Annotated in this window: 14 protein-coding genes and 1 pseudogene; 9 read left to right on the forward strand and 6 right to left on the reverse strand. The window is 64.7% G+C overall.

Annotated elements, in window-relative coordinates:
• The first annotated feature begins 13 nt into the window (after positions 1–13).
• Together BcanWU425_RS04975 and BcanWU425_RS04980 are read left to right on the forward strand one after the other, a co-directional pair.
• Positions 14–724, forward strand: a complete 711-nt coding sequence (locus tag BcanWU425_RS04975; RefSeq protein WP_204512528.1) for a RibD family protein — start codon at positions 14–16, stop codon at positions 722–724.
• A gap of 10 nt (positions 725–734) precedes the next feature.
• A complete protein-coding gene (locus tag BcanWU425_RS04980; protein ID WP_204512527.1) occupies positions 735–2,006 on the forward strand; it encodes a flavin monoamine oxidase family protein in 1,272 nt (423 codons plus the stop codon).
• A 58-nt stretch (positions 2,007–2,064) separates the two neighbouring features.
• Here the strand turns inward: BcanWU425_RS04980 and BcanWU425_RS04985 are convergent, their stop codons facing one another.
• On the reverse strand, positions 2,065–2,385 hold the full coding sequence (locus BcanWU425_RS04985; protein WP_018453118.1) for a hypothetical protein: 321 nt from the start codon (positions 2,383–2,385) through the stop codon (positions 2,065–2,067).
• A gap of 270 nt (positions 2,386–2,655) precedes the next feature.
• On the opposite strand from BcanWU425_RS04985, the pseudogene BcanWU425_RS04990 reads away from it, so the two are divergent.
• Positions 2,656–2,783 (forward strand): annotated as a pseudogene (locus BcanWU425_RS04990) (oleate hydratase); the annotation flags it as partial.
• A gap of 38 nt (positions 2,784–2,821) precedes the next feature.
• Here the strand turns inward: BcanWU425_RS04990 and BcanWU425_RS04995 are convergent.
• The 4 genes from BcanWU425_RS04995 to BcanWU425_RS05010 form a co-directional block, all read right to left on the reverse strand.
• Positions 2,822–3,412, reverse strand: coding sequence for a hypothetical protein (locus tag BcanWU425_RS04995; protein WP_204512526.1), 591 nt, complete (start codon positions 3,410–3,412; stop codon positions 2,822–2,824).
• 197 nt (positions 3,413–3,609) lie between these two features.
• Positions 3,610–4,923, reverse strand: a complete 1,314-nt coding sequence (locus BcanWU425_RS05000; RefSeq protein ID WP_204512525.1) for a tetratricopeptide repeat protein — start codon at positions 4,921–4,923, stop codon at positions 3,610–3,612.
• A 13-nt stretch (positions 4,924–4,936) separates the two neighbouring features.
• Positions 4,937–5,947 (reverse strand): aldo/keto reductase, encoded by a 1,011-nt coding sequence (locus BcanWU425_RS05005; protein WP_085350814.1) that lies wholly within the window; start codon positions 5,945–5,947, stop codon positions 4,937–4,939.
• A gap of 272 nt (positions 5,948–6,219) precedes the next feature.
• Complete coding sequence (locus BcanWU425_RS05010; RefSeq protein WP_085384272.1) at positions 6,220–6,645, reverse strand: PaaI family thioesterase; 426 nt, start codon at positions 6,643–6,645, stop codon at positions 6,220–6,222.
• Between the two features lie 66 nt (positions 6,646–6,711).
• On the opposite strand from BcanWU425_RS05010, the gene BcanWU425_RS05015 reads away from it, so the two are divergent.
• Positions 6,712–7,341: an NUDIX hydrolase gene (locus BcanWU425_RS05015; RefSeq protein ID WP_204512524.1), complete on the forward strand. Its 630-nt coding sequence runs from the start codon at positions 6,712–6,714 to the stop codon at positions 7,339–7,341.
• Between the two features lie 70 nt (positions 7,342–7,411).
• Complete coding sequence (locus tag BcanWU425_RS05020; RefSeq protein ID WP_204512523.1) at positions 7,412–8,626, forward strand: hypothetical protein; 1,215 nt, start codon at positions 7,412–7,414, stop codon at positions 8,624–8,626.
• Between the two features lie 159 nt (positions 8,627–8,785).
• Here BcanWU425_RS05020 and BcanWU425_RS05025 read toward each other — a convergent pair whose 3' ends face one another.
• Positions 8,786–9,088 (reverse strand): hypothetical protein, encoded by a 303-nt coding sequence (locus tag BcanWU425_RS05025; protein ID WP_026232467.1) that lies wholly within the window; start codon positions 9,086–9,088, stop codon positions 8,786–8,788.
• 194 nt (positions 9,089–9,282) lie between these two features.
• Here BcanWU425_RS05025 and BcanWU425_RS05030 point away from each other — a divergent pair, with 194 nt between their 5' ends.
• The 4 genes from BcanWU425_RS05030 (at position 9,283) to BcanWU425_RS05045 (ending at position 13,519) form a co-directional block, all read left to right on the forward strand.
• Positions 9,283–9,762: a hypothetical protein gene (locus BcanWU425_RS05030; protein WP_018453125.1), complete on the forward strand. Its 480-nt coding sequence runs from the start codon at positions 9,283–9,285 to the stop codon at positions 9,760–9,762.
• A 162-nt stretch (positions 9,763–9,924) separates the two neighbouring features.
• Positions 9,925–10,872 (forward strand): TAXI family TRAP transporter solute-binding subunit, encoded by a 948-nt coding sequence (locus BcanWU425_RS05035; RefSeq protein ID WP_018453126.1) that lies wholly within the window; start codon positions 9,925–9,927, stop codon positions 10,870–10,872.
• A 161-nt stretch (positions 10,873–11,033) separates the two neighbouring features.
• Positions 11,034–13,145: a TRAP transporter permease gene (locus BcanWU425_RS05040; protein ID WP_018453127.1), complete on the forward strand. Its 2,112-nt coding sequence runs from the start codon at positions 11,034–11,036 to the stop codon at positions 13,143–13,145.
• Positions 13,106–13,519, forward strand: a complete 414-nt coding sequence (locus BcanWU425_RS05045) for a DUF1850 domain-containing protein (protein WP_085350811.1) — start codon at positions 13,106–13,108, stop codon at positions 13,517–13,519. Before BcanWU425_RS05040 ends, BcanWU425_RS05045 begins: the two co-directional genes overlap by 40 nt.
• Positions 13,520–13,527 lie beyond the last annotated feature (8 nt).

Genomic DNA, 13,527 nt, shown 5'->3' on the forward strand with positions numbered 1-13,527 from the left:
CCCGGAGATACGCATGAAGCCTTACGTCATCTGCCTGATGCATTCGAGTCTGGACGGCCGCACCCATCCGAGCCGCTGGCGCCCGAAGGGGGCAGGAACGGACTGGTTCGAGAAGATCCACGACGAGCTCGGCGGCGATGCCTGGGTGATCGGCCGCATCACCGGCTCGGAGTTCGCCAAGGGCGATGCCTATCCCACGACGGCGGACGCGAAATTTCCGCGCGAAAACTGGTTCGCGCGACGCGACGCGAAAACCTATGGCGTCGTGCTCGATGCGCAGGGCAAGATCGGCTGGGGCCGCTCCGATATCGGCGGCGATCCGATCGTCGTCGTGTTGACCGAGAGCGTCGCCGATTCGCATCTCGCGGGGCTCCGCGGCGAGGGCGTGTCCTATATCTTTGCCGGCAAGTCCGAGATCGACCTCGCGCTGACGCTGGACATCCTCAACCGCGAGCTCGGCGTGAAGCGCCTGCTGGTGGAGGGCGGCGGTGTCGCCAACGGCGCGTTCCTGCGTGCCGGCCTGCTCGACGAGTTCAACCTGATCCTCAGTCCCGCGATCGACGGTGCCAAGGGCGCGCCCTTCGTGTTCGATTCCACGGACTCGGACGGCGACCGGCGCGCACCGCTGAGCGCGATGACGCTGGAGAGCACGCGGGATCTCGGTGGCGGCGTCCTGCTGCTGCGTTATCTGATCCAGAACGATCCGCAGGCCGTGGGCAAGTAACAGCACCGAGATGTCGGCAACATCCGAGCATATCGTCATTGTCGGTGCCGGCGCGGCCGGTCTGATGGCGGCGCGCGAGCTGGCGCGCGCGGGCAGGACCGTGACAATCCTGGAGGCGCGCGAGCGCTGCGGCGGCCGCATCCACCCGCTGCCTGCTTCGGAGTTCGGCTACCCCGCCGACGGCGGCGCCGAATTCGTCCACGGCGAGGCGCCGGTCACGCGCGCGTTGCTGCGTGAAGCCGGGCTGTCCCTACAGGAGATCGAGGGCGAGCGATGGGGCTTTGACGGCGCTGACATCGTGCGCGAGGATCGCCACGATCCGCATCAGGCTGAGCTGCACGCCGTGGTTCGGGAATTGAACGACGACCTCACCGTCGCCGATTTCCTGCGCCGGCATTTTGCCGGGGATGAGCATGCGCGGCTGCGCCATTCGATCGAGCGAATGGTTGAGGGCTATGATGCGGCCGATCCCGAGTCCGCCTCCACGCTGGCGCTGCGCGAGGAATGGATGGCTGGCGGGCACTCTCCGCAGGCGCGCATCAAGGGCGGCTATGGTGGGATGATCGACTTCCTGGCAGCCGAGTGCCGCAAGCTTGGCGTGATTTTTCGCTTCGGCTGCGTGGTGTCGGCGATCGAGGAGGAGGGCGGCGCGATCGCCGTTCGCTGTGTCGGCGGCGACGTGCAGGGCTGCGATCGCGTGATCATCACCGTTCCGTTGCCGTTGTTGCGCGAGATTGGGCTGCCGAGTCGCGCGCGCGCGAAGGTGGCGGCGGCCGACGATATCGGCTTCGGTAACGTGATAAAAATCCTGCTGCGCTTCAGGCGGCCATGGTGGCGTGAGCGCAAGGAAGAGCTCGCGGACATGGCCTTCCTTTTGTCCGACCAGGCCATCCCGGTGTGGTGGACGCAATATCCGAACCGGCATCCCGTGCTGACCGGATGGTTCGGCGGCCCGCGCACGGCAGCGCTGTCGCGTCTCGACCCGCAAGCGCTGATCGATACCGGGCTCGATTCGCTTGCGATCGTCTTTGGCCTGTCGCGCGAGGACCTCGCACGCGAACTCGTCATCGCGGTCGCGACAAACTGGGCGCACGATCCCTACGCCCGCGGCGCTTATTCCTGGGCGACGCCGCGAACGCGCGAGGCGCAAACGATCCTTGCGCGCGCCGACGGTCCGGTGCTGTTCTCCGGCGAGGCGCTCTATCGCGGAGCCGACATGGGTACAGTCGAAGCGGCGCTGGCGAGCGGTCAACAGACGGCGGGGATAATCTTGCGGGAATAGGCTGACGAGCAAAGAAAGGCCCGCGTTTCGCGAGCCTTTCGTCTTGCTGCCTTTCGTCTTACCAGCGGCTGCCGCCGAAGCCGAACGTCACGCTGGGACCGCCGCCGCCGTAATATCCGTACGGTCCACCGCCGTAATAGCCGTGGTGCCGCGGATAATAGCCGTAGCTCCGGTAGTGCGGACGATGAAATCCATGATGGTGGTGAGGACGCCAGTGATGGCGATAGCCGTGATGGTGGTGCCTGTGCTGCGCGCTGATATCGGTTGACTGGGCGGCTGGCGCGTTCTGTTTCGCACTTGAATGATTGGCTGCGTTCGCCGCGGATCCGCCGACAAGCGCCGCAGCACCGACGGCCATCGCGACAAAGAGATACTTCATGTCATCACTCCGGTTGAATGTCGTGTGACAACACATGGTCATCCGGCACGTTCCGGCCAGTGCGGGCGTCGAAACGACGCAGTTACATTGGTCCGGTTCGCGCGGCTGCGTGCGTCTCGTGAGATCTATTGTCGCATCACCGGCGTGATCGCAACTCTGCCATCACTCTGCCGCGAATGACGCAATCACGTCATCGGTGGTGACGATGCGCGCGAATTCGTCGGTGAGCAATCTCGGCTTCGACACACAGCTGGTGCGCGGCCATCTGAATTCGACCCTGGCGTCTTCGAGGATGCGATCTGCATTCCCTGCCGCATGCCCTACATCACCAGCATGTTCATGCCGCGCAGCGCGGCCGACCGCTGCCGGTGCCCAGGAATTCCGTCAATCTCGCCTTCTTCGCGACGCTGGAAAGGCGTTCACGTAACGGATGGAGCTATTTGAACGGATCCTGGATCGACGGCGCCGACTGCCTGATGCGGCGCACGCTCACCGGCGTGCCGTCGGAGACGAACAGGAGTTCGTACTTCCGGCCCTCGCTGTCGGTCGCGGAGCAGGTGACGTCGTTCACCTTCTTGGCGGCGAAATTGCCGGTCTGGCGGCAGAGGCCGGTGGAGGTCTGCTCGGCCGGCACCGGCAGCCCGTCGACCTTGGGGCGGTCCTTGGAGTTGAGCAGCATGCGGTCGATCGGCAGCTCGTAGGAATTGTCGTCGGCGCGCTTGCCGTTCTCGCCGGAGAACGACACGACGTGATTGTCATCAGCGGGATCGTCGACCGCGACCGTGAAATTGACCCGGCCCTTGTCACCATGAGCGTAGGCGACCGTCTTGCAGGGGAAGGTGCGGCCGGCAACCTTCAACGTCTTGCAGTGGCCGGACATCAGCGCCAGCAAGTCGATAAAGGCGGTCTGTTGCCCGGGCGGATTGTTGACGGGAATCGGCGCGGAAGACTCGGCAAAACAAGGGCTTGCCAAGAGGACCAAGGTGGGGACGAGGGCAGCAGCGAGGATGGGGCGGCAGAGGCGCATCGGAAGGCTCACATGCCAGGGAACGACCGAAAAGTCCCGTCGGATAACCAGCGAACCGTAAATTGGTTGCGATCCCGTTTGTTCTGCCGGACTCGTCTGAAATACCACCGCGCCACCCCAACGGCAATTCGCCCATATCGCCCAACCCATTCCCGGCCAGCACTTGCCGTCAGGCCAGTGTTTTTTTCGTGGCGGGGCTACCCCATAGCCGCCCGCCAGCGCGTATCGCGCAAGGATGGGCGGCGGTGCAGGCGGGCGTCGAGCAGGGCGCGGGCGCGCGGCAGGTCGCCGCTGCGCATGAGGGCAACGACAAAAGTGTCCTCGATCAACTCGCGCTGGGCGTGGCTGCCGCCGAGACGCACGACCTCGTCGAGGACCGGCGCGAGCATTTGCACGCATGCCGCGTAATCCTCGTCCGCAAAGGCTGCCAGCGCGCGGCAGACCGCCGGCACGACGGGGCCGGCCGGCAGCTTGCCATCGGCGAGCCGCTGCTCGATCGCGGTCAACCGCGCGACAAGCGCCTCGCGATTTTGCGTTGCGGCTGCGAACAGTGCCATGTGGATATCGGCGAAGGGCAGGCTCGATTTCGGAAACAGTCTTTGCGCGGTGGCATCGGCTTCGACCCAGAGCGCTCTCGGCACGGCGTGGCCGTAAGCCGACAGGCGCCAGAGCAGTGACGCACCGTCGGTGACGAGATTGAGCGGCGGCGCCTGTGTGGCCTCTGGCTGCAGCACATCGGCATAGATCGCGAGCGCCCGCGCGGCATCGCCATGCTCCAGCGCGCCGAGCGCCTGATGCCAGCGGATGTGGCCGTGCAAGATCCCGGCGCGGTCGTAACAGGGGATCCAGTCGTCGACGAGCCGGTCGGCCGCTTCGATCGAACCGTCCTCGAACATCGCATGCAGCACGGCGTGCACAGCATGGGCATTCTGCCGGCGCAGCTCGAAGCCGCGCTCGGTGACACCGCGGCCGCGACCGACATTGCCGTTCTCGGTCATCGCCCAGCCGTACATGGTGAGGAACCACCAATCCTCGCCATAGTCATGCGCGACGCGCTCGCACAGCTCCTGCCGCGCGCGGTCGTGATCGGCCATGCCGGAGAACGCGAACAGGCCGAAGGCGCCGAGCGGCAGCGACAGCACCAATGCATCGCGCGGCCACGCCTCGACGTGCTTCATCGTTGCCGCGATCGCCTCCGGCAGCCGGCCCTCGATTGCGAGCGCCAGCGTCTCGACATGCGAATGCTCGCGTTCCGTGCCGCGTGTCGCCACGAGCTCACGCGCGAGGGCCGCCTTCTGACGTGCCAGGTCGCCTTGCTGATAGAAGCCATGCAGGCGGGCGCGGGCGACATGGGCCAGCGCAAAATCCGGATCGGCCGCAGTCGCGCGCTCCAGCGTTTCCGCCGTGCCGGTCCAGCCCGCGAGCATGAGGTCGACGCCCTCACGATAAGCGGATGCCGCCTCGGGCGAAGAGGTGGAGATCGGCAGGCCATAGCGATCTTCGAGGGCCATCCTTGTCTCCGGCTCAGGCCGTCCGCGCGCGACGTCCTTCGATCGGATAGGCCGGGTCGTTGTAGCCTGGCGTCGAAGGATGACCCGGCACGACCAGTCTGTCGATCAGCGCCTCGTCCTCGGCGGTGAACCGATAGTCGAGCGCGCCGATGTAGCCGTCCCATTGCTCCTCGGTGCGCGGGCCGGCAACGGTCGAGGAGACAAAGGCGGAGTTCAGCACCCAGGCGACCGCGAACTGGCCGCCGGTGATGCCCTTCTTTTCGGCGTGAACCTTGATCTCTTGCGCCAGCTGGAGCGATTCCGGCCGCCATTCGGTCTGCATCATGCGGGTGTCATTGCGGCCCGCGCGCGTCTCCTTGTCGGGAGCCGCGTCGGGCGTGTATTTGCCGGTCAGCACGCCGCGCGCCAGGGGGCTATAGGGCACGATGCCGAGGCCGTAATAGGAGCAGGCCGGGAAGTGCTCGACTTCGGGCATGCGATTCATGGCGTTGTAATAGGGTTGGCTCACCGCGGGCCGGTCGATGCCGAGCCGGTCGCAGATGTTGCAGATTTCGGCGACGCGCCAGGCGCGGTAGTTCGAGACGCCGAAATAGCGCACCTTGCCGGCGCGGATCAAATCGCCCATCGCGCGCACCGTCTCCTCCAGCGGCGTCGAATGGTCTTCCTTGTGCAGATAATAGATGTCGATGTGGTCGGTGCCGAGCCGCTTCAGGCTCTCATCCGCCGCTTGCAATACCCAGCGTCGCGACAGGCCGACACGGTTAGGGTCGCCCCCCATGGGGTTTGCAAGTTTCGTCGCGAGCACCCAGGCGTGACGGTTGTTGCCGATGGCGCGTCCCACGACCTCTTCGGATGCGCCCTTCGAATAGGCGTCGGCGGTGTCGATGAAATTGATCCCGGCCTCGTGCGCCTTCGCGATGATCCGCTTTGAGGTGGCTTCATCGGTCGGCCCGCCGAACATCATGGTGCCCAAGCAGATCGGCGACACTTTCAGGCCGCTGCGGCCGAGTTGGCGGTATTGCATGGGCGCGTCCTTGCTGCTTCTTCGGGCGACAGCATATCCGTCTCACTCCGTCATTGCGAGCGCAGCGAAGCAATCTAGAGATGCGTCTGCGGCGGCAGTCTGGATTGCTTCGCTGCGCTCGCAATGACGCGGTTGGCGGAGATGCTTGCTACGCTCCCATCGCCCGGCTTGACCGGGCGATCCAGTATTCCGAGAGGGCTGTAGTTCAATCGAGAAGCCGCGGCGTACTGGATTCCCCGCCTTCGCGGGAAATGACAGCGTTGGGTGTGGAGTTACCCCGGCCCCTTCAAGATCTTGAACACGCCATTGGCCATCACCACGCAGCGGCCGTCCACGCTGACCTCCGTGCTCATGAAGATCAGGCTGCGCGTCGAGCGCACCACGCGCGGGCGGGAGATCAGGATGTCGCCGATCTGGCCGGCGTCGACGAAATGGGTGTCGAGCTGCACCGTCGCCATGAACTCCTTGCCCGAGACATAGCGGGCAGTCATGCCGCAGGTACGGTCCGCGAACGTCATCATCACGCCGCCCTGGACCATGCCGCGGCGATTGTGGTGCTTGTCCTCGGTCGCAAGTGCGAATTCGTACTGGCCGTCGACCTTGCGCTCCCACAATGGGCCGATCAGGTGCATGAAGCCCGTGGTCTCCAGGATGGTCCAGCCGTCTGCTTTCAGCCTCGCGGCGGTCTTGTTGGTCATGTCGTCCATTTCCTGAGCGGGTCGTGCGATCTCGTTTCATCGGGGCCGGACGTGGTGTAGTCAAGCATGATGAGACCGTTCGACGATGCCACACGGCGGAATATCGCGGCTGCCTGTGCGGCCTTCACGCGGCTGCCGGAGGATGAGGCGCCGGCGGCGTTGAAGCGTGCCGCTGTGGTGATTGCGCTGACCGCAGCCAGCGAGCGCGATGACACGGCGTTCCTGCTCACGCAGCGCGCATCGCATCTGCGCGCCCATCGCGGCCAATGGGCTCTTCCCGGCGGACGCTGCGATGCCGGCGAGACGCCGGTCCAGGCGGCACTGCGCGAGCTCGACGAGGAGCTTGGCCTGCGCCTCACCGGCGCGGAGGTGCTCGGCACGCTCGATGACTATCCGACCCGCTCCGGTTATCTGATCACGCCGGTCGTGGTCTGGGCCGCCGATAGTGCCGCGATCAAACCAAACCCGGACGAGGTCGCCTCCGTGCATCGCATCGCGCTTGCGACGGTCGAGCGCGCCGACGCCTTCGATTTCGTCGCGATCCCCGAGAGCACGCGCCGTGTGATCCGTTTCCATCATCAGTCGAGCTTGATTCACGCACCGACGGCGGCCCTGATCTACCAGTTCCGCGAAGTGCTGGCAGGACGGCACACCCGCGTCACCGAGCTGGAACAGCCGGTATTCGCCTGGAAATGACGCGAGGGGCGAAAACGAGGTAAACGGCGCGTTAACGTGACAGTTACCGGATGCCTGCTAAGAGGGCAGCATGCATCAATCGATTCGAAATGCCGTGAGACTGGTTCCACTTGCGCTCGTCCTGCTCGCGCCTCCCGTGCGCGGCGGCGAATCCGACGCGCTGCCGCCGGCCGTCCGCAATGCCAATGCCCAGCTGTTGTCGCAGTTCTTTGCGCAAGGCGGCGTGTCGCCCGCCGTGCTGGAATATCGCCGCAAGCTGCAGGAGTATCAGGCGGCGCGCGCGGCCTTTGACGAGGAAGCCGGCGCCTATTGGAGTCAGATCTCCGAGAAGCGGAAAGGCCGTAATGCCAAGCGGCGCAGCGGGCAGCAGGTCACGCTCGACGATTACGTGCTGGAGCATCCGCCGCTCTATAACGGGCCGAAACGGCCGGTGAATCCGGAGCCGGAGGAAACCCCGGACCGCCCGACGAAAAAGCCGATCCCGGTGGTCGCCGATCTGCTGCGCGCGGCGCAGGAGCTTTATCAGTTCACGCCACAGCGGCCGGCCAACGAAGTCGAATTCAAGCGCGTCTATGCACGCTACGCGCTGGCCTCGGGGCTGACTCGCGAGCAGGCGGTGCGGGTCTACGCGTTCGAGACCGGCGGCACCGGCAGTTACGACGTGCAGGCGGGAATCGAACATGGCGGCAAGCGCGCCATTTCGACCGCGATGGGCTACAACCAGCTGCTGACGACCAACAGCGTCGAGCTGCTGGCCGAGCAAGGCCATGAATTCATCCGCGCTCTCTCTGACAAGGTGGCGCGGACCTCAGGCCCGGCGCGTCAGTCGCTCGAGCACAAGCTCACTGTGCTCAAGAAAATGGTGGCGCACGCCAAGTCGGTGCCCGACACCTGGTCGGAGCACGAGAAGATCGGCAACACCGCGCAGGGCTGGGCCATGCATGCCATGGTGCTCGACATCGATATCGGGCCGATGCTGCAGACTCACAAGCTGCTCACCTCGGTGCTGTTCGCGCGTGCCAAGGGCTACAACCGCCCGCTCAGCGCGGCCGAGCTCGAGATGATGAACCTCACCGGCGACGGCACCGGCCTCGACATGGTGACAATGCCGCAGGTAATGCGCGAGCAGGTGCCGACTTCGAACTTCTTCCAGCGCGGCGGCTACGAGCGTAACCCGGTCGCGATCCGCCACAACACGGTGGCGAAGCTGCTGGCGGTGACGGATACGAGGATGGACAGCAACAGCAACAACGCCGGCGCGCGCGAGCTGGCGGGGGCGTTTTAGGCGGCGTCGTCCGGCGAAGGCCGGGACCCATTACCACAGGGCATAGTTTGGGAGGACGGTCGTTCGGTACTGCGGCCGTACGCAATCGAGGGATCACGCGGTATGGGTCGCGGCCTTCGCCGGGACGACAGCAGTGTGTGGCGTCGCCGCGACCTCGCCCTACTGATCCGACCCGAACTTGAACTTGCCGTCGCCTTCCAGATACGGGCCGCTGCGCATGTAGAGCTGGCCGTTGTGGCCGAGGAAGAACAGCGTGCCCTTCGGCACCTTCTTGGCGCCCTTCAGAAGTTCGCCGGCATTGCTGGTGCCCATCTTGTAGGAGAAGGTCTTGCCGTCCTTGTCATAGGCGTAGCCGGTGTCGGGCTTGAGCTCCCAAGGTGTTGCAGCGGTCTGCGCCAATGCGGGTGCAGCGAACGCGCCGAGCACGGCCGTCACCAAAAATATCCTTGTCGAAAATGCCATCACCCTATCCTCCCCATCGAGGCTCCCGGCTTGAACAAATCACGAACGGCGCTTTCAGGTCAATTTGCGAAAGCGCCGCAGCGCATCACGTCTTGCCGAGCAGTTTGTGATTTTCCCTTCGTCCCCGCGCGACTATGTTCCGCTTTCCGTCTAGAACGCAATTCGACAAAAACATTGGGTAGGGGATGATTCGAATGAACCTCGTCATTAAAGCTTGCTGGGCCGCCGGCCTGTTGCTGACGGTGCTCGCGCCGGCCGCCCGTGCCGATGATTACCAGCTCAGCCACAACCAGAGGATCTCGTGCAGCCGCGGCCTGGCCCCGGGCAAGCTGAACACCGCGACCTGCAAGTCATACACCTACCTCTTCAACACCAAGACCTCGGAATATTTCCGTTGTCAGGTCTCGCTGGCGCTGACCCGGGACAACAAGGAAGTCATCAACGTCCAGACCGACGGCGGCTGCACCAAGAAGCCGCGCATCTTCGACACCGACGGCCATTACGATTTCGACGCGACCGAGACCGAGCCGCCGAACACCAATTCGTTCTTCGGCCCCGGCGGCTACTCGGTGTGGGCCGCCGACGTCGGCGCGCAGAAGGTGCGCGGCTGCATCATCATCTCCTCCGGCCTCGGCTCCGACATCTCCAAGTGCCTGGACATGACCTTCCAGTGAGGGGCTGACCAGACCTGGCTGCGCCACCTCGCCGCACCCGGCGAGTTCCCCAAAAATCGAACCAGCACAGCCATTTACTGCAGTCCTGTTTTGACTTTTGGATGGGTTGACCCGCCCCCCTCATCCGGCCAACTTCCGGCCGGTTTGGGGAGTAGAAAGATCATGAAACGAACGATTTTCGGCGTGGCCGCGGCTCTTGCTCTGGCGGCCTCGGCACCTTGCGCGCAGGCGCAATCCTTTATCAATGTGCTGACCGGTGGCACCTCCGGCGTCTACTACCCCCTCGGGGTCGCGATCGGGAAGATCTACGGCGACAAGATTCCTAACGTGAAGACGCAGGTGCAGGCCACCAAGGCGTCGGTCGAGAATCTGATCCTGCTCCAGCAGGGTCGCGGCGAGATCGCGTTCACGCTGGGTGACTCGCTGAAAGCGGCCTGGGATGGCGACGAGGAAGCAGGCTTCAAGTCCAAGCTCGACAAGCTGCGCACGATCGGCGCGATCTATCCGAACTACATCCAGATCGTCGCGACTGCCGAGAGCGGCATCAAGACGCTTGCGGATCTCAAGGGCAAGAGCCTGTCGGTCGGCGCGCCGAAATCGGGCACGGAGCTGAATTCGCGCGCCATCCTGGCGGCGGCCGGCATGAGCTACAAGGATCTTGGCAAGGTCGAGTATCTGCCGTTTGCCGAATCCGTCGACCTCATGAAGAACCGCCAGCTCGGCGCGACGCTGCAATCGGCCGGGCTCGGCGTGGCCTCGCTGAAGGATCTGTCGACCTCGAGCCCGATCGTGGTGGTGTCGGTGCCGAAGGAGACCGTCGACAAGATCGGCCTGCCCTTTATCGCGGCGACCATTCCCGCCAACACCTACACCGGGCAGGACAAGGACGTGCCGACTGCGGCGGTGGTCAACTACCTCGTCACCAGCTCGGCGGTGTCGGACGATCTCGCCTACCAGATGACAAAACTGGTCTACGAGTCGCTGCCCGAACTCGCCAACGCGCATGCGGCCGGCAAGGAGATCAAGCTCGAGACGGCCGCCAGCGGCAGCCCGGTTCCGCTGCACCCCGGCGCGATCCGCTATTACAAGGAAAAGGGGCTGATCAAGTAACGTCGGCCTCGTTATCGGACGTCATGGCCGGGCTTGTCCCGGCCATCCACGTTCTAAGGCCAGGCGAGAAAGATCGTGGATGCCCGGGACAAGCCCGGGCATGACGGCGCGGATGGACCGTGCCAATGCTATAAGCGCTCGACGATTGGGGATGGGTTGAAATGCTGGAGAAGGCAGAGGGCGCTCAAGAGCCCATCAAGGTCGAGTTCGACAATTTCGAGCACGGTTTTCCGGAAGGCTTTGGCCCGGGCTGGTGGGGCACGCTCGCCTACTGGATCGGCATCGCCTTCGCGATCTTCCAGCTTTATGTCGCGGCCTTCAATTATCTGCCGAGCCAGGTGGTGCGCGGCGTCCATGTCGGCTTCCTCATTCTCCTCACCTTCGGCCTGATCGGCAACTTCACCGCCAAAAGCGATTTCGGCCGCGCGATCGGCTGGCTGATCGGCGGCATGGGCTTTCTGTGCGGGCTCTATCAATGGATCTTCTATGCGGATCTGATCGCACGTGACGGCGATCCGACGCGCCTCGATCTGGTGGTCGGCACGCTGCTCGCCGTCCTGATCTTCGAGGGCACGCGGCGGCTGATGGGCGCAGCGCTCCCGCTGATGTGCGGCGCCTGTCTCGTCTACTGGTTCTTCGGCCAGTATCTGCCGTCACCGCTCAACCATCGTGGCTATGATTTCGACCAGATCGTCACGCATCTGTCGTTCGGCACCGAAGGTTTTTACGGCGTGCCAATCTACGTCTCGGCGACCTACATCTTCCTGTTCATCCTGTTCGGCTCGTTCCTGGAGCGCGCCGGCATGATCCAGCTCTTCACCGACGTTTCTCTTGGGTTATTCGGCAGGACCCGCGGCGGCCCGGCCAAGGTCGCGGTGTTCGCCTCGGGCATGATGGGCACGATCTCCGGCTCCGGCGTCGCCAACGTCGTCACCGTCGGCCAGTTCACGATTCCGCTGATGATCAGGTTCGGCTATCGCCGCGCGTTCGCGGCCGGCGTCGAAGCGACAGCGTCGATGGGTGGGCAGATCATGCCGCCGGTGATGGGCGCGGTCGCCTTCATCATGGCAGAGACGCTCGGCGTCCAATATTCTGAGATCGTGAAGGCGGCCGCGATTCCCGCGATGCTCTATTTCGCCTCCGCCTTCTGGATGGTGCATCTGGAGGCCGGCAAGCACGGGCTCACCGGCATGAAGCGCTCGGAGATTCCGAGCGCCTGGAAGGCCCTGGTGACGCGCTGGTATCTCGTGCTGCCGCTCGCGGCGCTGGTCTACATGCTGTTCGAAGGTTTTACGCCGCTCTATGCCGGCAGCATGGGCCTCGCGCTCACAGTGGCGCTGATCCTTGGCACCGCCATCACGACAGGCGCGTCTTCGATGGCGATCCGCTATGTCTTCTGGATCGGGCTCGCGCTCGTCGTCGCGGCGCTCTCGCGCGACGGCCTTCAGATCGTGCCGGTCGCAGGCGTCGTCGTCGCGCTGATCGTGATCACTGCGTTCGTGCGTGGCGGATTTTCCGCCCTGCGCGCCTGCCGCGATGCCTTGGCTGAAAGCGCCAAATCCGCGATCACCGTCGGCATGGCCTGCGCCATCGTCGGGGTCATCATCGGCATGATGTCGCAGACCGGCGTCGGCACCATCTTCGGCGGCTGGGTGATCGGTCTCGGCGAGAAGAGCCTGTTCCTGGCGCTGATCATGACCATGCTGCTGTCGATCCTGCTCGGCACCGGCATCCCGACCATCCCGACCTACATCATCACGGCAGCGCTCGCGGCGCCCGCGTTGGCCAAACTGGGTGTGCCCCTGATCGCAAGCCACATGTTCGCGTTCTATTACGGCATCATGGCGGACCTCTCGCCGCCGGTGGCGCTGGCCGCGCTTGCCGCAGCACCGATCGCGAAGGAGAATCCGGACAAGATCGGCTGGGAGGCGATGCGCATCGCGCTCGCCGGCTACGTCATCCCCTTCATCTTCGTCTATTCGCCGGCGCTGATGCTGCAGGGCGGCGATCCCATGGCGGCCAAGCTCGGCTTCTACGGCGCGGTGGCATTGGCGACTGTCAAGGCGCTGGTGGCGATCGCGCTGTTCGGCATGGTCGCGATCGGATTCCTGTTCACGCGCCTGACGTTCCTCGAACGTTTGGTCGCGCTCGGTGCCGCGCTGTGCCTGCTCGGCGACTTCCCGTTCAGCGACACCGCGGGCTTCCTGCTCGCCGCTGCGATCGTGCTGTGGCAGTGGCGGCGGCGTCCGCCGGCGCCGGTCGAGGCAGTGTGAGCCTCTGCTTCGTCACAGCCTCAGGCGTGAAGGCGCTGGCGCTGTCCGCGTTCACGCTGGTGTGGACGCATTCGATCGCGAAGGTCGACTGGCAGGAAGACTGGCGCGTCACCCCCGCCGGGCTCGAACTGGTGCAGGCACGCGTGAAGGGCACCGGCCCCGGCATGGAGCCGCCGCCCGAGGCGCGCCTCGTTGACGGCTGGTTTCAATGGAGGCCCGCGCGCGCGCCGATGCCGGAGGTCGTGCTGGGCAATTCGGACGCAGCTGGCGAATGGCGGCTATGCCATGACGGCAAGTGCCGGACGTTGTCCGAGATTGTCGGTCATCCCATTGGTGCTAACGTCACAAAGATGATCGTCTGCAAAGAACAATAATAAGGGAG

The sequence above is a fragment of the Bradyrhizobium sp. WU425 genome, assembly GCF_021052305.1.
Taxonomy (GTDB): Bacteria; Pseudomonadota; Alphaproteobacteria; order Rhizobiales; family Xanthobacteraceae; genus Bradyrhizobium; species Bradyrhizobium canariense_D.

Bases quoted from the DNA above. Each gene is read 5' to 3' on its own strand.
- BcanWU425_RS04975 (WP_204512528.1), top strand. From the start codon at position 14: ATGAAGCCTTACGTCATCTGCCTGATGCATTCGAGTCTGGACGGCCGC.
- BcanWU425_RS04980 (WP_204512527.1), top strand. From the start codon at position 735: ATGTCGGCAACATCCGAGCATATCGTCATTGTCGGTGCCGGCGCGGCC.
- BcanWU425_RS04985 (WP_018453118.1), bottom strand. From the start codon at position 2,385: ATGAAGTATCTCTTTGTCGCGATGGCCGTCGGTGCTGCGGCGCTTGTC.
- BcanWU425_RS04995 (WP_204512526.1), bottom strand. From the start codon at position 3,412: ATGCGCCTCTGCCGCCCCATCCTCGCTGCTGCCCTCGTCCCCACCTTG.
- BcanWU425_RS05000 (WP_204512525.1), bottom strand. From the start codon at position 4,923: ATGGCCCTCGAAGATCGCTATGGCCTGCCGATCTCCACCTCTTCGCCC.
- BcanWU425_RS05005 (WP_085350814.1), bottom strand. From the start codon at position 5,947: ATGCAATACCGCCAACTCGGCCGCAGCGGCCTGAAAGTGTCGCCGATC.
- BcanWU425_RS05010 (WP_085384272.1), bottom strand. From the start codon at position 6,645: ATGACCAACAAGACCGCCGCGAGGCTGAAAGCAGACGGCTGGACCATC.
- BcanWU425_RS05015 (WP_204512524.1), top strand. From the start codon at position 6,712: ATGATGAGACCGTTCGACGATGCCACACGGCGGAATATCGCGGCTGCC.
- BcanWU425_RS05020 (WP_204512523.1), top strand. From the start codon at position 7,412: ATGCATCAATCGATTCGAAATGCCGTGAGACTGGTTCCACTTGCGCTC.
- BcanWU425_RS05025 (WP_026232467.1), bottom strand. From the start codon at position 9,088: ATGGCATTTTCGACAAGGATATTTTTGGTGACGGCCGTGCTCGGCGCG.
- BcanWU425_RS05030 (WP_018453125.1), top strand. From the start codon at position 9,283: ATGAACCTCGTCATTAAAGCTTGCTGGGCCGCCGGCCTGTTGCTGACG.
- BcanWU425_RS05035 (WP_018453126.1), top strand. From the start codon at position 9,925: ATGAAACGAACGATTTTCGGCGTGGCCGCGGCTCTTGCTCTGGCGGCC.
- BcanWU425_RS05040 (WP_018453127.1), top strand. From the start codon at position 11,034: ATGCTGGAGAAGGCAGAGGGCGCTCAAGAGCCCATCAAGGTCGAGTTC.